The following is an 18,858-nucleotide window of genomic DNA, read 5'->3' as shown; positions in this document are numbered from 1 at the left end:
GTCGTTCCGGTTATCTGCACTATAATTGGATGGTTACAACTTAACAAAAAGCAAGAGAAGCTACTTTCTTCATTATAGTAGTTTGCTAATATAATGAAAAGAACATAGATAGTGGCTACACAAGAATTATTTAACAATAAAAAAAGCCTGAGTTCAGGCTTTTTTTTTAATTTTAAAAATGTTTGATTAGTTAGAACTGTAAATAGCAGTGGCTTTTTCGCGGAGGTTATAATTAGAAGCCATTACCTCGCCGTAAGCACCCGCGGTCCGGATGGCAATAACATCGTGGCGGTGGGTTTCGGGTAATACTACATTTTGCGCAAAGCAATCCGATGATTCGCAAATAGGGCCTACTACATCGTAGGTTTGTTCAGGTAAATTGCTGCTTAAATTTTCAATCTTATGATGCGCCTGGTATAGCATAGGCCGGATCAGCTCGGTCATGCCGGCATCCAGAATGGCAAAATTCTTTTTCTGCCCTTTTTTAATGTACAACACCCGGCTAATTAAAGCGCCGCATTGGGCTACTAAAGCGCGGCCTAATTCAAAATGAACTACCTGACCGGGTTGCACTTCTAACAAACGGTTGAATATGGCAAAGTAAGCGGCAAAATCCGGAATAGCGTTATTTTCTGGGGTGTAATAATCTACGCCTAAGCCACCGCCTACGTTTAAATGTTTCAGGTTAAAGCCTTGCTCCCGGAACCATTGCTGAATTTCGTTTACGCGCACGCATAATTGCTCGAAAACCTGTAAATCCGTTATCTGCGAACCAATATGAAAATGAATACCAATAAACTCGAGGTGGGTTAACTGGTTGAGCAAGGTAAGTACCTCGGGTAATTCCCAGGTGTTAATGCCAAATTTGTTCTCTTCCAGGCCCGTGGTAATGTATTTATGCGTATTGGCGTTTACGTTGGGGTTAATGCGCAAGGCAATCCAGGCAGTTGTATTTTGTTGTGCGGCCAGTTCATTAATTATTTCCAGTTCCTGCACCGATTCGCAGTTAAAGCAAAAAATATCCGCATCCAGCGCAATTTTAATTTCAGCGTCGGACTTGCCAACTCCCGCAAACACAATCTGGTCGGCACCAAAGCCATTCGCTAACGCTTGCTTAATTTCGTTGCCGCTTACGCAGTCGGCACCAAAGCCGTATTGCTGCATGGTTTTTAAAATGGGTGCGTTGCTGTTGGCCTTTAACGCATAATGCACGTGGTAACCGTACCGGGCCGCTTCCTGGTGCGCCAAGGTTACGGTTTGATTTAATAATTCTAAATCGTAGTAATAAAAGGGGGTGGGCGTGTTCTCCCAGTTTTGATTTTTTAAATTAAGCATGTTCGGCTATTCTTTCAAAAACTCCTCTGTTTAAAGCTTGCAAAGCTCGCTTTTTTTCGGCGGTTGGTATCAATAAACTGATATTATTTTTACTGCCCCCGTACGAAATCATGCGAAGCGGAATTTCTTTTAACGATTCAAAAATTCTTACAGTAGTTCCGGGTACTTCTTCAATGGAGTCGCCGACCAGGCAAATAATGGTTTGGTTTTCGTCAACCTGTACCGAGCCAAATTCTTTTAGCTCCGCAATAATCTCGGATAAGTATTTGGTGTTATCAATAGTTAAAGAAACGGCTACTTCCGAAGTAGTAATCATGTCGATGGGGGTTTTGTATTCTTCAAAAACCTCGAAGATGCGCCGCAAAAAACCGTACGCCAGCAACATGCGGCTCGATTTTACATTAATGGCCACAATGCCGTCTTTCGCCGCTACGGCCTTAATGCTTTTACCCGAAGACCGCCCCGAAATAGTGGTACCCTTGGCAGTAGGCTGCATGGTGTTCAGTAGTTTTACCGGAATGTTTTTTTGTTTGGCTGGCAATATGCTGGATGGATGCAGAATTTTAGCCCCGAAATAAGCCAGCTCGGCGGCTTCATCAAACGACAACTCGGCAATGGGGTAGGTGTCGGGTACCACCCGCGGATCGTTGTTGTGCATGCCATCAATGTCGGTCCAGATTTGGATTTCGGTGGCTTTAATGGCGGCCCCAATCAAAGAAGCCGAGTAATCGCTGCCACCCCGCTTTAGGTTATCAATTTCTCCAAAAGCGTCGCGGCAAATATAACCTTGGGTAATAAAAAGTTTATGTTGGGGATATTTGGCTAAGGCAGTCGTTAATTCCTGTTGCAAAAAGCTGGTGTCTGGTTCTTCGTTTTCATCAATCCGCATAAAAGATAAAGCGGGCAATAAAACCGAATCCAGGTTTAACTCTTCCAGCAAAAACTGAAACAAATGCGTAGAAAGTAATTCGCCCTGTGACAGTACCGCTCGTTCTTCGCGGATGGAAAAAGGGCCGGAGGCTAATGATTTAATAAACTCCATGTGCGAAAGCAACAAGTCGAGCGCCGCAAACTTTTTCTTTTCGGTGGTATATAGCTCGTTAATTACCTCGCGGTAGGTTTTGTGCAAACTCTCGGTAAGCTCCAGCGCCTCCTGGGTTTTTTGGCGGCATAACTTAGCCGCAATTTCCACTAATTTATTAGTAGTACCCGACATGGCCGATAATACCACTATTTTGGGTTCCGGGTCGTTGATGAGATTGGCTACTAACCGCATGTTTTGCGGGGAACCTACCGAAGTTCCGCCAAATTTTAATACTTTCATCGGCATTGGTTTTTAGCACTTGCTACAAATCTAATAAATTACCCTAGATGATTTTTAAATTTTCAGGGTAATGTTAAATAATTGTAAAATTTTTTGAACAAAACAATATTTTGCTGTAAATATGAAAGTTAAATAGCCGAAAAGGCAAGATTTTTAAAAATTTGCCAAAATGGCCGCAAGTAATAGAATGCTTGTTTTTGAAATTTCGTTAATTCGTTCTTAATTGCCTTATAAAGTGCGGTTTATATTAAAAAAAAAGCAACCTTATTGTAGTAATTAGAGTAAAAGATTTTTACCCGGTTTGCCTACCTACCTTTTTAAATAAGCTTACTTATGGACGACTACAATTACACCTATTCCGACACGGACTTAGACGTTTTTTCGAAAAAAGAATTCTGGAAATTGCTGAAAGCCGGATTAATTATTGATGCCCGCAACGGCGGATTAATTCTGGGGCCTTCGATTGAGCAGGGCGGCATTGATTGCGTAGCCGAAACTGCCGAAGGCTTTATGAAAATTGGCAAAATAGAAGGCGGGGTTTTTATTATTAACTCCTTGGCCAACAAGAACTACGGCGAAAAACTGCAAGCCTTTAACGCTTACGATGTACTTTTTCTGGAAGATGAGCCGGTAGACTATATTATTTCGCCGACCACTAGCGTGTACAACACGTTTGGCAACGACGACAAACTGGTTTGGTTGCGCGGCGATGAATTTATCATGAATAAATATGCTTCTTTTAAGTTCCTAAAAGAAATTGAAGAAATCAATTATTTCGATTTTCAGGTTTGAGTGGTAGTTGGAAGGTTTGAAAGTTGAAAGGTTGGAAAGTTTCGACGGGGTTAGTATAATTTAGGTTTTGAATTGCATTTATTAATTTTTAGAAATTGGTTGTGAAGACACAACCAATGGCGAACATACACAACCTACCGCAAACAGACACAGCTAACGGTACACAACGGCAAATAAACCTTACCCAAAGCAGCGTATTTCATCAGTATTAGTTCATACATCCCACCGTAGTACGATAAAAGCAAATCCAAGAAATCTTTAAAATTCGGGTATTATATAAGTTCCCTTAAAAGATAGCGTTTAAAACTAGCGTTAGCGCCCATTCCCCGCGTATTTACTACTAAACTCGTTCTGTGCCTGTTGTCAGAATTTTAAAAAATTCTATTTAACGTGAGTTAATTTCTGTGGACTATCGATTATTGACTAACAACTATCGACTATTCATTTCCTTTACAGATAATTAAAGCGGAGGCGTTGCCGCCGAACCCAGCGGCTAATAATAGAATTCGCCGGATTTGTTTGGGATTTTGCTGCTCTAGTGTAAACACCGGGTATGGAAATTTTAAAAATTTTTGATTTTCTAAAATCCACACGGCGTACTCCAGGCTTAAAGCGGCCGAAGCGCCTAAAGTATGACCAATGAGCAATTTATTGGAAGTGAGCAAAGGTATATTCTCTCCAAAAACTGATTTTATAGCAGTTATTTCGGCGGCATCGCCTATGGCTGTACCGGGGGCGTGTAATACCACCGCATCAATATTTGAGTCGTTTGCCGGTAACTGCTGAATGACATTCCGGATTGCTTTTTGAAAATTTAACCCCTCTCGCGAAATACCCGTTTTACTTGTTATTTTTTCAAAGCCAAAACCAATAGCCTCCAGCACAATAGAATCAGGCGTTAATTGGTGCTCGGGTTGCCGTTCCAAAGCAAACAAAGCGGCTCCTTCGCCCAACACAAACGTATTATGCTTTTCCAGATTTAAGGGGCGGCACCAGTAATTGTGGACCGGTTCTTTGGCGTAAATTCCGATGGCTTGCATTTGAGCCACGGTAAAAGGCGTAAGTGGCGCTTCGGCGGCACCCGCTAAAAAACGCATTGCCATATTGGATTGCAGCCAGGCAAACCCGTTGGCAATGGCCTGCAAAGCGGTACTGCACGTAACCGAGTGACTGATCACGGGGCCTTCGGCTTGTAAATCGTTGGCTACCCAACTCGAGATATTGCCTAAAGTAGTGGTGGGCGAGGTTTGGGAAGATAGTTGTGCTGGGTTCGTCCGGAAATCTTCCAGGTATTGTTCGGTTAAACCGGTAGCACCGCGCGAAGAGCCAATGTTAACGGCTATCTCGTTCTCAGTTTGCCAACCTGCCTGCGCAATGGCTTGCCGGGCCGCGTACATTGCCAGGAGCACTGTGCGGTCCAGGTTTTTGTACATTTTATTTTCCTGCTGGAGAGCGGTTATTTGTTCTTCTGTTGCAGGAAATAATGCCGCTGCCGGCGCGGATAAATTTTTAAAACTTTTAAAATTTATCCGCGAAGCGGCCCCCAGGTAGGCGCTGTTTACTTCGACCGGGGTAGCGCCCAAAGGCGAAATAGAGCCGAAGCCCTGCAGGGTGATGTAGCTTTTAGGAATCAAATCAGTTTTCTGCAATTAAGGTAAGCATGCCCGAAATTACCTGGTAAATCTGCGCCAATTGTTCATTGGTGGTGCAATACGGCGGCATTACGTAAATAATATTGCCAAGCGGTCGCAAAATAACCTGGTTATCCAGGGCAAATTGATACAGTTTCTGGCGGATGTTGTTGAAGTAAGAAGTCTCGCCGGCGTTAAATTCCAGGGCTAACACGGTACCCAACTGCCGGCATTCTTTTATAACCGAGTGATGCGCAATTTGAGTCCGGAAATGTTCGTGTTGCTGGCTTATTCGTTGGATATTTTGCTGGCAAGTAGCCGCCACAAACAAATCAAGGCTGGCTAAAGCGGTGGCACAAGCAATGGGGTTTGCCGTGAAAGAATGACCGTGAAAAAAAGTTTTAGCCGGGCTATCGCTTAAAAAGGCCTCGTAAATAGCTGCGGTGCAACTGGTAACTCCTAAGGCCATAACGCCGCCGGTTAACCCTTTGGAAAAACACATGATATCCGGCTGATTTTTTAAAAATTCCGTAGCAAAGTTTTTTCCGGTTCTTCCAAACCCGGTCATTACTTCGTCGGCAATGGTAATCACCTGATGCTGTTGGCACATTTCCAGAAGTTTATCCAATACAGCGGGTTCGTACATGACCATGCCGGCGGTTCCGAGCAGTAATGGCTCAAAGATAAAAGCCGCGACATCGTCTTTTTTTAAAATTACCTCTAATTGCGCTAGAACCAACTCTTCTTTTCCTGGAACCGGCACATCCAGAAAATCTACCTCGAATAAATATTGCACAAAGGGCTGAGTAAACGCACTGCGGCTACTCACCGACATCGCGCCAAAGGTATCGCCATGGTATGAATCCCGGAAAGCAATAATCCGGCGTTTGGCTGTGCCGGTGTTTTCCCAAAATTGGATAGACATTTTTAAAGCTACTTCCACGGCCGTAGAACCATTATCGGAGTAAAAAATCCGTTTTTGGTTTTGGGGCAACAGAAGTAATAGTTTTTCGGCTAGTTCCACGGCCGGTTGGTGGGTAAAACCGGCAAATATCACATGGTCTAATTCTTTAATCTGAGCGGCTACTTTTTCGGCAATGTACGGGTGCGAATGGCCGTGGATATTTACCCACCACGACGATACCGCATCCAGGTAAACGGCGCCATCCTCGGCATACAACAAACTGCCTTCGCCGCGCACAATGCCGATGGGCAAGGCAGCGGTTTGCATTTGGGTATAGGGGTGCCAGATAATATCGTGGTCGCGGGTTGCTAAATTCTTCATAAATAAGGGTGCCATTGGGCAGCGTAACGCTGTACTACAGTCGGGTTGATTTCGGTTTCCGGCAGCAAAGCACCCAGCTTAGCAACTCCGGTGTATTGGGTAATAAAATCTTCGGAAGAAGGAGTAGGAGTACCGTTAAAGATGATGCCTTTAATTGGAATCTGCCGTTGTTGCAGCGCCAGAATAGTGAGCAAAGTATGATTGATACTGCCCAGGTAATTTTGCGAAACCAAAATTACTTCGGCCTGTAATTGAGCGATTAAATCAATAATTAAAAAATCAGAAGCTAAAGGCACCAGTAACCCCCCGGCCCCTTCAATAACTAAATGATTTTGGGTTTGAGGTAAAACAAACTGCTCCGAATCGATAATAATGTTTTCTTGAGCCGCAGCCAGGTGCGGCGAAGCCGGTAATTGCAAGCGGTACGCTTCCGGGTGAAAAACGGATTGCGGATTAGAAACCAGCTCTTTTACCCGGTCCGTGTCTGTGAATTCTAAATTTCCGGCTTGCACGGGCTTCCAGTAGTCGGCGTGTAAGGCTTCGGTTAAGATGGCTGCCACCAAAGTTTTTCCTATGTCGGTTCCAATGCCGGTAACAAATATTTTTTTCAAAATTTTAAAAAATCAATGTGTTGCAATAAAAGATCTACTTCCGCGCGCGAATTATATGCGTGCAAAATAACACGCAACCGCTCTTTGCCAGCCGGCACCGTTGGGCTGAAAACCGGGCGAACATCTACATTGGCAGCTTGCAATTGCTCACTTATTTTTTTGAGTTGAGCCACGTCGCTGCTGAAAATACAGTTGATAGGACCGGGGTTTTTTAAAAAAAATCTTTTGGAGGCTGCTAATTTCTGGTTCAGGTACCCCGACAGTTGCCTGATATGTTCCCGTTCGGCCTGCAATGAGGGTAAAAAGCTATACGCACCTTTAATGGCTAAAATGTTATGCAATGGCAAAGCCGTGCTGTAAATAAACGGACGGCTAAAATTAATGAGGTACTCGCGCAGGGTAGTGGAGCCCACAACGGCTGCCCCGTGGCTGCCAATAGCTTTGCCAAAAGTCATGATGCGGGCAAATACCTGATTTGTTAAATTTTGTTCTACCACTAAGCCTTCTCCGTTCTCCCCAAATAAACCGTTTGAATGCGCTTCGTCCACGATTAAATAAGCGCCTTTTTCTTCGCAAAAAGTAACTAATTCAGCTAAGGGTGCCTGATCGCCATCCATGGAGTAAACGGATTCTACGGCTACGTAGGCATTACCCGTAGCGTGTTTAAACTTGCGGCTTAAATCTTCGAGGGAGCTGTGTTTGAAAGAATACGCTTTGGCTAAACTCAACCGGATGCCTTCTTTAATGGACGCGTGGCTGGCTTCGTCGTAAAAAATCGTATCGCCTCGTTGCGGCACCGCCGAAAATATCCCCAGATTAGCCACGTACCCCGAATTAAACAACAAAGCGGCTTCCGCTTGGTGAAAGGTAGCCAGTTGCGTTTCGAGTAACTCATACACGGGGTGATTGCCGGATAAAAGCCGGGAGCCGGTAGCGCCCAGCAAATAATCCGAAAACTGCTCGGCTTCTAACGCTACCAGCTGCTTTAAAGCCTTAGACCGGGCCAGACCTAAATAGTCGTTCGAGCAAAAATCTATGGTAGCCGCACTGGTTTTCAGGCGACGGTACGTGCCTTGCTCGAGCCGGGTATTTAGTTTTTGCTGTAAATTATCAGGGAACGGCATGGCTTAACTAGCCGGTTCCAGGGCGTTTTTAAAAGCCTTGCGGGGCTCTAAACCCAATAACTCAAACATGGCCTGGTCTTCGTTAAAGTCCGGGTTAGGCGTAGTGAGTAATTTTTCGCCGGAGAAAATAGAATTAGCGCCTGCCAAGAAGCAAAGGGCTTGTTCCGTAACACTCATGGTATTGCGGCCCGCCGATAAGCGCACCATGGCTTTAGGCATGGTAATGCGAGCAGTGGCAATCATCCGGATCATATCCCAAACCAAAACCCGTGGTTGATTTTCCAGGGGCGTACCGGCTACGGGTACCAGTGCGTTAACGGGCACCGATTCAGGGTGCTCCGGCATAGTAGCCAGAACGTGCAGCATTTCAATCCGGTCTTCGGTAGTTTCGCCTAAACCAATAATACCGCCGCTGCAAACCGAAATACCGGCCTTGCGCACGTGATCAATGGTGTTTAATCGGTCTTCGTATTTACGGGTGGTGATAATGTTGCTGTAATGATCGCCGGACGTATCCAGGTTATGGTTGTAGGCGTATAAACCGGCTTGTTTCAAACGCTCAGCCTGGTATTCGTTTACCATGCCTAAGGTACAGCATACTTCCAGGCCCATGCTGTTTACTTGCGTCACCATGCCTAACACCCGGTCAAAATCGCGGTTATCGCGCACTTCGCGCCAAGCCGCGCCCATACAGAATCGGGTAGAACCGGCATTTTTCGCGCGGGTTGCGGCTTCCAGCACTTCTTCGTCTTTTAACAAGCCATGGGCTTTTACGCCGGTCTGGTAGCGGGCCGCCTGCGGACAATACGCACAATCTTCGGGACAACCCCCGGTTTTTACCGAAAGCAAGGTGCATACCTGCACTTCGCTGCCGGTTTGGTATTGGCGGTGCACATTCGCGGCATCTACTATAAGTTCGAGTAGCGGTTTGCTATAAATTTCCCGAATCTCGTCAATCTCCCAATCGTTGCGGATGCTGTAATTTGTGTTGGACATGGCCTGTAATGTTAAGATTTCGAAAGTAAAGAAGAATTTACTATTTTAAAAAATTACAATAACGGAGGAATTACCGTTTTTTCTTTAACTATCAGGTTTTGAATCCAATTAAACAACCTAGAGGAGCTGTTGTTTTAGTTTTTAAAAAATTTACATTTTTCTTTAACCTCTGGCGCAAGTCTGAATTTTATTGGAATATAGCGTGGGTAAAAGCAAAAAGCGTCTGATAATGATTATTAGACGCTTTCTTTTATTTATAAAAAAAAGATTTTTTAAAATTTACTTTCGTCTGATATCGGCTCCAATGGCATTTAAGCGTTTGTCGATGTACTGGTAGCCGCGGTCAATTTGCTCCACGTTCTCAATTACACTTTTACCTTCTGCGGATAAAGCAGCAATGAGTAAAGCAACACCGGCCCGAATATCCGGCGAAGTCATGTTGATACCCCGCAGCGAAATTTTACGGTTATGACCGATTACGGTAGCCCGGTGCGGGTCACACAAAATAATCTGGGCACCCATGTCAATTAACTTGTCCACGAAAAATAAGCGGCTCTCAAACATTTTCTGGTGAATGAGTACCGTGCCTTTCGCCTGGGTAGCGGTTACCAAAGCTACACTGATTAAGTCAGGGGTAAAACCGGGCCAAATGGCATCCGCAATAGTTAAAATGCTGCCATCAATGTAGGTGTCGATTTCATAAGAATCCTGGGCCGGAATGTAAATATCATCGCCCCGGAACTCCATCTGAATACCCAGCCGGCGGAAAGTATCCGGAATAATGCCTAATTCCTGAATCTGAGCGTCTTTTATCGTGATTTCGGAACCCGTCATGCCGGCTAAGCCGATAAAAGAACCAATTTCGATCATGTCGGGTAACATGCGGTGTTCGGTGCCGCCCAGTTTTTCAACGCCTTCAATCACAAGTAAGTTAGATCCAATGCCGCTAATAATAGCGCCCATACGCACCAACATGCGGCATAACTGCTGCAAATACGGTTCGCAAGCGGCGTTGTAAATGGTAGTGGTACCTTCAGCGAGCACAGCACCCATCACAATATTAGCCGTTCCGGTTACCGATGCTTCATCGAGCAACATGTAGGTGCCTTTTAATTTATTTGGTGCCGTTATATGAAAGAAAGAATCCTGCGAATCGTAATTAAAGGTAGCGCCTAATTTTTTTAAACCGTTAAAGTGAGTATCCATCGGCCGTCGGCCAATTTTATCTCCGCCCGGTTTAGGTAAAGCACATACCCCGAAACGCGCCAACATTGGGCCCATAATCATAACAGAGCCCCGCAAGGCCCGGCCTTGTGCTGCGTATTGGTCGGTTTTTAAATAATCCAGGTTAATGTCGTCGGCTATAAACGTGTAGGTAGAAGCATCTTTCTTGTCTACTTTTACGCCTAAATCCGCCAGAATTTCTATTAATTTATTTACGTCCCGAATATCCGGTACATTGGAAATAGTAACGGGTTCGGAGGTAAGTAATACGGCACATAAAATTTGCAAAGCTTCGTTTTTGGCGCCTTGCGGTATAATTTCTCCTTGTAGTTTGTTGCCACCAATTACTTCAAAACAGGCCATTGAAATGAGTTAAAAGTTATAAGTTAAGAGTTATAAGTAAGAAACTTCAGGCAAATGATTGCCTAAAACACGAACTTAAACTCCGAAATTTTATAGTAGAGATGTAAGTTAAGGACTTCCGCTAAAGTTTATCGTGAAAACAATGCCAATAAGCCGTGCCGTTGTTTATGTCTGTACAAACAACTTTTAAGTCTTTTTGCGAAAATATTATTTAAAAAATTGATACGAACAACGAGTAACGAACAACCGGCAACTAGAACTATTGTTGCTTTTTGCGTTGCTGTTGCTTGTTATCCTGCATTTTCTTCCGGTTGTTGTTATTGTTATTATTATTGTTGGAAGAATTATTTTGATGAGCGGCTTTAACGCTAACTTCAAACAAGCTATTAGCTTCTATGCGGGCCAAATCCATGTTTAATTTACCACCGGAAAGCTCGCGGATGTTGTTGAGAATAATTTCGTCGGTGATGGAATCTTTATTGTACGTGCGGTAAAGCGTTTTCATGAGTTTGCCCAAAGAAATAATGGCCGCATCCTGCTCGTCTTTGTCTTTTATCTCAATGGCTTTGTTGATTAAATGCTCCACGTTTTTGCCGTAGTGTTTGTACTTCGGAATGTCGCGGGGAATTTCCATGTGGGATGGTTTATCGTTGAGGTACTCCATCGCACTCAACGGGTACGGACAATCCACGTCCAGTTTGCCATCCGACATCACAAAAAGGTGATTCCACAGTTTTTGCTGCATGTCCTGAATATCGCGGATAGACGGATTAAGCTTCGCCATGAGGTTGACGAGCAATTGCGCGCTCCGGCTGCGTTGTGCCCGATCCTCGATAGATAAAATGTAAGAAACGATATTCTGAACATTTCTGCCGTATTCCCGCAGCAGCAGTTCTTGTTTAAAACTGGAATTAGCAATCATAGGGTAAAGGTAAGGATTTTATTTAGTATCAGGTAGCAGGTAGCAAGTATCAGGATTGTAAAATTAGCTTTGTTGTATGTTTGATTATTAAGTCTTGATACTTGCTACCTGTTACCTGATACTTATTCATGTATGCGTAATTTGGCGAAGCTGAGGAGTAAGGTTTTTTCACCGGCTTCTTCAAACTCAATAATGGCTTTGGTGCTATTGCCCTGGGTATCCATTTTGGAAACCACGCCGAAGCCAAATTTAGGATGTTCTACGCGCATACCGGCTTGTAAGTTGGCCGTATCGCTGGGTACAAAATCGGCAGGGGGCACGTAGTTAGTTGCTTTCTTTACAACGGGCGTAGCCGGAATCAGATTGCTTTTGCGTTTTAAAACTTTGTCGAAAACGCCCGGACCTTCGCCGTACTGAAAATTTAAAAATCGGGGGTCAATCTCGTCGATAAACCTACTTTTTTCGCAGGCGCGCAAGTTGCCCCATTGGTAGCGGCTGGTCGCGTAGGAAAGGGTCAGTCTTTTCTCGGCGCGGGTAATGGCTACGTAAAACAGGCGGCGTTCTTCTTCTAAATCAGCCCGGGTATTCAGCATCATCTGGCTCGGGAATAAGTTTTCTTCCATGCCCACAATGTGCACATTCCGGAACTCCAGACCTTTGGCCGAGTGAATCGTCATCATGGTCACATATTCGCTGCCATCATCTTGTTGTTTATCGGCGTCGGTTATTAAAGCAATGTCTTGTAGAAAGGCCGATAAGCTTTTGTCTTCTTTCTCAGGGTCATCCACAAATTCTTTAATCCCGTTGAGCAATTCCTGGATGTTTTCGTAACGTGCCAAGCCTTCAATGGATTTATCGGCGTACAATTCTTCCACGATGCCGGATTGTTTGGCAATGTGCTTAGCTACCTCAAAGGCATCCTGGTGCTCGGCCATAATAGCAAAGCTTTTAATCTTAGTCGCAAAATCTTCGATAGGTGCAGCTACCCGGCCCGTTAAAAAGCTCTTAGCATTGCTCACCACTTCCCAAATGGTATGATTGGATTCGTCGGCCGAAACAATAATTTTTTCAATCGTTGTATCGCCAATTCCGCGTTTGGGGTAATTAATTACCCGGCGCAAAGCTTGTTCGTCGTTGGGGTTTACGGTGAGGCGCAGGTAAGCAATTAAATCTTTAATTTCTTTGCGTTGGTAGAATGACAAGCCACCGATAATACGGTATTTAATGTTCATCTTCCGCAAGGCTTCTTCCATGGCCCGGCTTTGGGCGTTGGTGCGGTACAGAATCGCAAAATCTTCGTAGGAGAGGTGGTTGTTCATTTTTTCTTCAAAAATGGCGTTGGCCACCAGCTTGCCTTCTTCGTTGTCGGAGTTGGCTTTTATTACTTCAATCAGCGGACCTTCCTCGTTGTCGGTGAAAACATCTTTGCGCAACTGGGCTTTGTTGTTTTTAATTACTGAATTGGCCGCGTACACAATGTTTTTGGTAGAACGGTAATTCTGCTCCAGTTTAAAAACTTCCAGCTCCGGATAATCGCGTTCGTAATTTAAAATATTCTGAATATCAGCTCCCCGGAAAGCGTAAATACTTTGAGCATCATCACCCACCACGCAAATATTACGGTTTTTAGCGGCCAGTTTGCGGGTAATCAGGTACTGTGAGTAGTTGGTGTCCTGATACTCATCCACCATCACATATTTAAAAATGTTCTGGTATTTGTTCAGGGCATCTACGTGGTCTTTAAACAGAACATTGGTGTTAAACAACAAATCGTCGAAATCCATGGCGCCGGCCTTAAAGCAGCGACTCTGGTACGCTTGGTAAATTTCGCCAATCTTCGGACGCATCGCCGCTTCGTCGTCGGCCTGAATGGTAGGGTCTTGCCGGTACTGCGCCACAGTAATCAATTTGTTTTTAGCCGCCGAAATCCGGCCCAGCACCATCCCAGGCTTATATAATTTTTCGTCGAGGTTCATTTCCTTTACGATGTTCCGGATCAGGGTTTTAGAGTCGTCGGTATCGTAAATGGTAAAGTTGCTGGGATAACCAATTTTTGGCGCTTCGGATCGCAAAATTTTGGCAAACACCGAGTGAAACGTGCCCATCCAGATGTTTTTGGCTTCGTTGCCAATTACTTTTTCAATCCGCTGCCGCATTTCTTTAGCGGCTTTGTTGGTAAAAGTTAGCGATAAAATATTAAAAGGATCTACGCCTTTGCTAATTAAGTGGGCAATCCGGTAGGTTAACACGCGGGTTTTACCGGAGCCGGCGCCAGCTATAATCATTACCGGTCCATCGGTATGTAGCACGGCATCTCTTTGTGATTCGTTTAGTAATTTCAGGTAATCCATCTGCATCAGGGCTGTCTGAGAAAAAGATTGGCAAGTTAAAAAAAAATGTGGTACCCGCCTTCATTCTAACACGCAAACTGCCCGGTTCATTTTCTTAAAATTTCGTTCGGCCTGTTTCAAAACAATGTTGTACGAAAATTTTTAAATTTTACTAATTTATAGTAACATTACGAAATATTCGTAGTATATAGAAGTGTATTTAAAAATAGAATATATGGAAAAATTAACTGCCCCAGAGGAGCAAGCGATGCAAGCCGTTTGGAAAATGGGTGAAGGCCACGTAAAGTTATTTCTGGAACAAATTCCGGATCCCAAACCACCTTATACTACGCTCGCTTCTACCATTAAAAACCTAGAAAAAAAAGGCTACCTGAGCAGCCGACTAGTTGGCAATACTTACCTCTACCAGCCTGCTATTCTGGAAGAAGAATACAAAAAGAAGTTTATGAACAACGTGGTGCAGAACTACTTTGCTAATTCTTACAAAGAGCTGGTTAACTTTTTCGTGGAGCAAAAGAAATTATCGGCCGAGGAGTTGAAGGAAATTATAAATATGATAGAGGGAAAAGACAAAATTTAAAAAAACAGCTATGCCTTTACTATTTTCCTATATCCTGAAAGTGTCATTTTGCTTAGGAGCAATTTACTTGTTTTACTACTCTATTTTAAGACCGCTTACTTTCTTTAACTGGAACCGTTGGTATTTTTTAGTAGGTACGGGCTTGTGTTTTTTTATTCCTCTTATTGCTGTTTCTGGCATTTGGGAAAGCATGCCAGAGCCAATTGTAATTAAGTATATTCCTTCCATTGCAGCAGTAAGAAATACAACGTTTGTGCGTTTGGAGCCAGTAAGTAATTCCTATAGTATGTGGGATTGGCTTTTATTGCTAATTATAGGCGGGTACGTTTTGTTATTTATTAGAACATTGGTGCAAGTCTTTTCTTTGGTAAGGCTCCGACGGAAAGCTAATCTAATCTCAAATGTAGGCGCTAAAATCTACCACATTAATGGCCACATTCAACCTTTTTCTTTCTGGAATTCTGTTTTTATAAACCGCACTTTACACCCAGAAGAAGATCTTTTAAAAATAATCCGGCATGAACTGGTGCACGTGCGGCAAGCGCATACTTTGGATATAATCTGGATGGAATTAGTATGCATTCTCAATTGGTTCAACCCATTTGTTTGGTTGCTGCGCCAGCAGGTACGGCAAAACCTAGAGTTTATCTCCGACCATCAAGTATTACAATCCGGTACGGATAAAAAGCACTACCAATATTTACTTCTCCAGGTAACCGGGCAACCAAATTTTAGATTAGCTAATCAGTTTAATTTTTCACCACTTAAAAACCGAATTGTTATGATGAACAAAATTCCTAGTGCTAAACGTCATTTAGCTAAATTTTTACTTGTAGTGCCCCTAAGTGCCGGATTATTATTTGCTTGCCGGGAAGTAAAAGCACAAGTGCCCAGTGAAAATAAAAATCTTGTAACTCACAGACATGAAGGACAAAATATTATTCTGGCCGAGTTCCAGGATGGTACCCAGGAAAAATTTGATATTTCAACGGAAGTCGGTAAAAAAGCCTTTATGCAAGCTCAAAAGTTTTTTGGCGATAGTTACAATCCGGCCGATGTCTCGCGGGGATGGTCGGAAGGCTTTAAAACATTATTAAAACGCAACCCAGACATAGCCCAAATTAAATGGCGATATGATATAGATCAGTTGAATAAAAATGATTTCCCTTTCATTGCCGATCGACTTTATATAACCTTAAAATCGGGTGTAGAAAAAGTTTACCCAATAGAAAGTAAAACAGATCTGGCAAAGGTGGAAAATGAGTTAGGAAAATTACCCTTATTTCCACCCCCACCACCAACGGTTAGCATTGTAAAATATTAACCTCCGCATTATGTCGTGAAAACTAATTATTAACGGAGATGAATTTTATCTAAGTTAAAACAGAAAGAGCAGGAAATTCCACTTCCTGCTTTTTCTGTTTTAACTTTCTTATTTTTCATATCCTCCCGGTGGTTACTCGTTTATCTGGACTATTCATATTATTTACTTGGTGTTCTTACTACCACTATATCATCAGAATATTTTTAAGTTGAGTGTAGGTCTAGGCTAATTTCTGGGTCCTATGTTAATATTACCTAACTTTGTTGCTTAATAGCTTTGATTTTAAGTCTAAATTTTTAAAATAATTACTTTGCCCTTTAACCCCTTCACCATCGATTTACCTGTTCGGGAAATAATCCCGGACGTACAAGCCCAACTCACCGACCGCAACACGCTGATTGTACAAGCTCCGCCGGGTGCCGGAAAAAGTACCTTGTTGCCATTGGCTTTGCTAAACGAACCCTGGTTAGCGAATCAGAAAATTATTATGTTGGAGCCCCGGCGTTTGGCGGCCCGCACCATTGCCGAGCGTATGGCCTTTTTGCTGGGCGAAGAAGTAGGGCAAACTGTGGGGTACCGCATCCGTTTCGAGAACCGCATTTCTGATAAAACCCGCATTGAGGTAGTAACCGAAGGCATTTTAACCCGTATGCTCCACACCGACAATGCTTTGAGTAGCGTAGGTTTGGTGATCTTCGATGAATTTCACGAGCGCAGCATCCACGCTGATGTGGCCATGGCCCTTAGCCGCGAAGCCCAGCGCACCCGCCGTCCCGATTTACGTTTGCTCGTGATGTCGGCTACGCTGGATATGCCTACGCTGTCGGGTTTGCTGCAAGCGCCGGTGGTGCAAAGCCAGGGGCGGCAATACCCCGTAGAAACTATTTACACCGGCGACCTGGACGAATCGCTGTTACCGGAACTCACGGCCCGTACCGTGCAGCGCGCCCTCCGCGAAAAAACCGGCGATGTATTGGTGTTTTTGCCCGGCGAAGGCGACATTAAAAAAGTGGAAGGTTTGCTGCGACGTCAAATCTCCCGCGATATAATGATTCATCCGTTGTTTGGCATGTTACCGCCCAACAAGCAATACGCTGCCATTATGCCCGACCGCCAGGGCAAGCGCAAAGTAGTGCTGGCTACCTCTATTGCCGAAACCAGCTTAACTATCGAGGGCGTATCGGTGGTGGTGGATTGTGGCTTTGGCAAAACGAGCCGTTTCGATCCGAACTCTGGATTGTCGCGCCTCGAAACCGTGCGCATCAGCAAAGACGCCGCCGATCAACGGGCTGGTCGGGCTGGTCGTTTAGGACCTGGAACCGCTTACCGCCTCTGGACCGAAGCTACCCACGCCCGCCTCGCGCCACATCGTACCCCCGAAATCCTGGAAGCCGACCTAGCCTCACTGGTGTTGGACATGGCTTCGTGGGGCATAATGGATGTAAACCAACTTACCTGGCTGAGTCCGCCGCCCAAAGCTGCTTTGTTGCAAGCCACCGAAACCCTGCACCAACTCAATGCCCTGGAGCACGGCCGCATTGCGGAGCACGGCAAAAAAGTGCACGCCTTGCCCACGCACCCGCGCATTGCCCACATGTTACTGGCCGCTAAAGAGTCAGACCAAGTAGCCTTAGCTACCGATATTGCTGCCATTCTGGAAGAGCGCGACCCATTGCCCCGGGATTCAGGTATTGATATTAATTTGCGCATTGAAGCCTTACGCCGGTTCCGGCAAGAAAACGTGGGTGGCAAAGGTTTAAAGAAAATTGAAAAAATAGCCGCTCAGTATCGCCGCATGTTCGAGCTGGCTCCTGATAACGGCACTTTAGATCCCTATGAAACCGGCGTGCTGCTGGCGCACTGCTACCCCGAACGCATTGCTTACGCCCGCCCCGGAAACAACGCGCAGTTCCAGCTCGCCAACGGCAAGTACGCCCAGGCCGGCCACCGCGATGACCTGGCCCACGATCCCTGGCTGGCCGTGGCTAACCTGGATGCGCGGCAGGGTATGGGTAAAATATTTCTGGCATCGCCGCTTAACCCCAAAGATTTGGCGCCACTCGTTAAAAAACAGGAAACCATTACCTGGGACACCAGCGATGGCGAACTCACGGCTTCTCAGGATTTACGCATCGGCTCCATTGTGCTGCAACGCAAACCCTTGCCTACCCCCAACGACAAACACCGACCCGCCGCTATCTCGGAAGCTATAAAACGCGAAGGCGAAGACTTGTTGAACTTCTCGGAAGCCGTTACGCAATGGCAAAACCGGGTACTAAGTCTGCGGAAATGGCGGCCCCAGGAAGCTTGGCCCGACGTGAGCACGCCCACTTTGCTGATTACCAACTACGAATGGCTGCGGCCTTATTTAACTGATGTGGAAGTACCCGAAGATTTATTTCAAATTGATTTGCTACCCATTCTGCAACAATTTTTAACGCCGGAGCAACGCGCGCGTTTAGAAGAATTAGTGCCTTCCGAAATAACCTTATCCGATGGTTCCCTGATGGAGTTGCAATACTTTGCCCACGGTAACCCGCCCGTACTGGAAATCCGGTTGCAGGATGTGTTGGATTGGCTAAAGCAGCCGCTTGTAGACGCCGGCGAAATGCCCGTAGAGCTGCAACTGCTTACGCCGGATTTAAAGCCCTTGGCTACGGTTACAGATTTAGCCACGTTTTGGCAAGCAGAATACCCGGCGTTACGGACAGATTTACTGAAGCAATTTCCTAAAGTTAACTGGCCGGTGAATTAGGTGCAGGATAATACTAAAATTTAAAAAATGGCAATAACTACCTGCAATCTGCATTCTTTTACGCGTCATGCCTTGCTGGCTCGGGATGACGCGTGAAAGTAGAATTAGAAAGACTTTAGTGTGACCATTACGAAAGTAAGTAATATCAGAAATTCTGATTCATTGCTAAATAATTTAAGCCCGGGATTTTGGCTTTAGATAAGCACTTTTTGCTTGAGGCCGGGGCAGCATTTAAGTTATC

Annotated in this window: 14 protein-coding genes; 4 read left to right on the top strand and 10 right to left on the bottom strand. The window is 44.8% G+C overall.

Going from position 1 to position 18,858, the window contains the following annotated elements; translation table 11 throughout:
* Positions 1 to 186: 186 nt before the first annotated feature.
* Positions 187 to 1,335, bottom strand: coding sequence for a diaminopimelate decarboxylase (gene lysA, locus HUW51_RS23970; RefSeq protein WP_185272105.1), 1,149 nt, complete (start codon positions 1,333 to 1,335; stop codon positions 187 to 189).
* A complete protein-coding gene (locus HUW51_RS23965) occupies positions 1,328 to 2,659 on the bottom strand; it encodes an aspartate kinase (protein ID WP_185272104.1) in 1,332 nt (443 codons plus the stop codon). Before HUW51_RS23965 ends, lysA begins: the two co-directional genes overlap by 8 nt.
* A gap of 333 nt (positions 2,660 to 2,992) precedes the next feature.
* Between HUW51_RS23965 and HUW51_RS23960 the strand changes: the two genes are divergently transcribed.
* Positions 2,993 to 3,451, top strand: coding sequence for a hypothetical protein (locus HUW51_RS23960; RefSeq protein ID WP_185272103.1), 459 nt, complete (start codon positions 2,993 to 2,995; stop codon positions 3,449 to 3,451).
* 437 nt (positions 3,452 to 3,888) lie between these two features.
* Here the strand turns inward: HUW51_RS23960 and HUW51_RS23955 are convergent, their stop codons facing one another.
* The 8 genes from HUW51_RS23955 to HUW51_RS23920 all read right to left on the bottom strand — a co-directional run bounded on the left by HUW51_RS23955 (position 3,889) and on the right by HUW51_RS23920 (position 13,958).
* The gene (locus HUW51_RS23955) at positions 3,889 to 5,085 is read right to left on the bottom strand and encodes a beta-ketoacyl synthase N-terminal-like domain-containing protein (protein WP_185272102.1); all 1,197 of its coding nucleotides are present in this window, start codon (positions 5,083 to 5,085) and stop codon (positions 3,889 to 3,891) included.
* Between the two features lies 1 nt (position 5,086).
* Entirely contained in the window at positions 5,087 to 6,367 is a 1,281-nt protein-coding gene (gene bioA / locus HUW51_RS23950; protein WP_185272101.1) for an adenosylmethionine--8-amino-7-oxononanoate transaminase, read from the bottom strand.
* On the bottom strand, positions 6,364 to 6,978 hold the full coding sequence (gene bioD / locus HUW51_RS23945) for a dethiobiotin synthase (RefSeq protein WP_185272100.1): 615 nt from the start codon (positions 6,976 to 6,978) through the stop codon (positions 6,364 to 6,366). The genes bioA and bioD overlap by 4 nt, the downstream gene beginning before the upstream one ends.
* Positions 6,975 to 8,102: an aminotransferase class I/II-fold pyridoxal phosphate-dependent enzyme gene (locus HUW51_RS23940; RefSeq protein ID WP_185272099.1), complete on the bottom strand. Its 1,128-nt coding sequence runs from the start codon at positions 8,100 to 8,102 to the stop codon at positions 6,975 to 6,977. The genes bioD and HUW51_RS23940 overlap by 4 nt, the downstream gene beginning before the upstream one ends.
* Positions 8,103 to 8,105: 3 nt before the next feature.
* On the bottom strand, positions 8,106 to 9,098 hold the full coding sequence (gene bioB / locus HUW51_RS23935) for a biotin synthase BioB (RefSeq protein WP_185272098.1): 993 nt from the start codon (positions 9,096 to 9,098) through the stop codon (positions 8,106 to 8,108).
* Between the two features lie 279 nt (positions 9,099 to 9,377).
* Positions 9,378 to 10,685: a UDP-N-acetylglucosamine 1-carboxyvinyltransferase gene (gene murA, locus HUW51_RS23930; protein ID WP_185272097.1), complete on the bottom strand. Its 1,308-nt coding sequence runs from the start codon at positions 10,683 to 10,685 to the stop codon at positions 9,378 to 9,380.
* Between the two features lie 259 nt (positions 10,686 to 10,944).
* Entirely contained in the window at positions 10,945 to 11,607 is a 663-nt protein-coding gene (locus HUW51_RS23925) for a DUF4290 domain-containing protein (protein ID WP_185272096.1), read from the bottom strand.
* Between the two features lie 122 nt (positions 11,608 to 11,729).
* Positions 11,730 to 13,958 (bottom strand): ATP-dependent helicase, encoded by a 2,229-nt coding sequence (locus HUW51_RS23920; RefSeq protein ID WP_185272095.1) that lies wholly within the window; start codon positions 13,956 to 13,958, stop codon positions 11,730 to 11,732.
* 214 nt (positions 13,959 to 14,172) lie between these two features.
* On the opposite strand from HUW51_RS23920, the gene HUW51_RS23915 reads away from it, so the two are divergent.
* The 3 genes from HUW51_RS23915 to hrpB all read left to right on the top strand — a co-directional run bounded on the left by HUW51_RS23915 (position 14,173) and on the right by hrpB (position 18,617).
* On the top strand, positions 14,173 to 14,538 hold the full coding sequence (locus HUW51_RS23915) for a BlaI/MecI/CopY family transcriptional regulator (RefSeq protein ID WP_185272094.1): 366 nt from the start codon (positions 14,173 to 14,175) through the stop codon (positions 14,536 to 14,538).
* Positions 14,539 to 14,548: 10 nt separating this feature from the next.
* Complete coding sequence (locus tag HUW51_RS23910; RefSeq protein WP_185272093.1) at positions 14,549 to 15,862, top strand: M56 family metallopeptidase; 1,314 nt, start codon at positions 14,549 to 14,551, stop codon at positions 15,860 to 15,862.
* A 310-nt stretch (positions 15,863 to 16,172) separates the two neighbouring features.
* Positions 16,173 to 18,617, top strand: a complete 2,445-nt coding sequence (gene hrpB, locus HUW51_RS23905; RefSeq protein ID WP_185272092.1) for an ATP-dependent helicase HrpB — start codon at positions 16,173 to 16,175, stop codon at positions 18,615 to 18,617.
* The last annotated feature ends 241 nt before the right edge of the window (positions 18,618 to 18,858 follow it).

This window comes from Adhaeribacter swui (assembly GCF_014217805.1).
GTDB classification, from domain to species: Bacteria; Bacteroidota; Bacteroidia; order Cytophagales; family Hymenobacteraceae; genus Adhaeribacter; species Adhaeribacter swui.
Note: the sequence above shows the minus strand (reverse complement) of the source record. Positions and strands in the feature narration are given on the sequence as shown.

Bases quoted from the DNA above. Each gene is read 5' to 3' on its own strand.
- lysA (WP_185272105.1), bottom strand. From the start codon at position 1,335: ATGCTTAATTTAAAAAATCAAAACTGGGAGAACACGCCCACCCCCTTT.
- HUW51_RS23965 (WP_185272104.1), bottom strand. From the start codon at position 2,659: ATGAAAGTATTAAAATTTGGCGGAACTTCGGTAGGTTCCCCGCAAAAC.
- HUW51_RS23960 (WP_185272103.1), top strand. From the start codon at position 2,993: ATGGACGACTACAATTACACCTATTCCGACACGGACTTAGACGTTTTT.
- bioA (WP_185272101.1), bottom strand. From the start codon at position 6,367: ATGAAGAATTTAGCAACCCGCGACCACGATATTATCTGGCACCCCTAT.
- HUW51_RS23940 (WP_185272099.1), bottom strand. From the start codon at position 8,102: ATGCCGTTCCCTGATAATTTACAGCAAAAACTAAATACCCGGCTCGAG.
- bioB (WP_185272098.1), bottom strand. From the start codon at position 9,098: ATGTCCAACACAAATTACAGCATCCGCAACGATTGGGAGATTGACGAG.
- murA (WP_185272097.1), bottom strand. From the start codon at position 10,685: ATGGCCTGTTTTGAAGTAATTGGTGGCAACAAACTACAAGGAGAAATT.
- HUW51_RS23925 (WP_185272096.1), bottom strand. From the start codon at position 11,607: ATGATTGCTAATTCCAGTTTTAAACAAGAACTGCTGCTGCGGGAATAC.
- HUW51_RS23920 (WP_185272095.1), bottom strand. From the start codon at position 13,958: ATGGATTACCTGAAATTACTAAACGAATCACAAAGAGATGCCGTGCTA.
- HUW51_RS23915 (WP_185272094.1), top strand. From the start codon at position 14,173: ATGGAAAAATTAACTGCCCCAGAGGAGCAAGCGATGCAAGCCGTTTGG.
- HUW51_RS23910 (WP_185272093.1), top strand. From the start codon at position 14,549: ATGCCTTTACTATTTTCCTATATCCTGAAAGTGTCATTTTGCTTAGGA.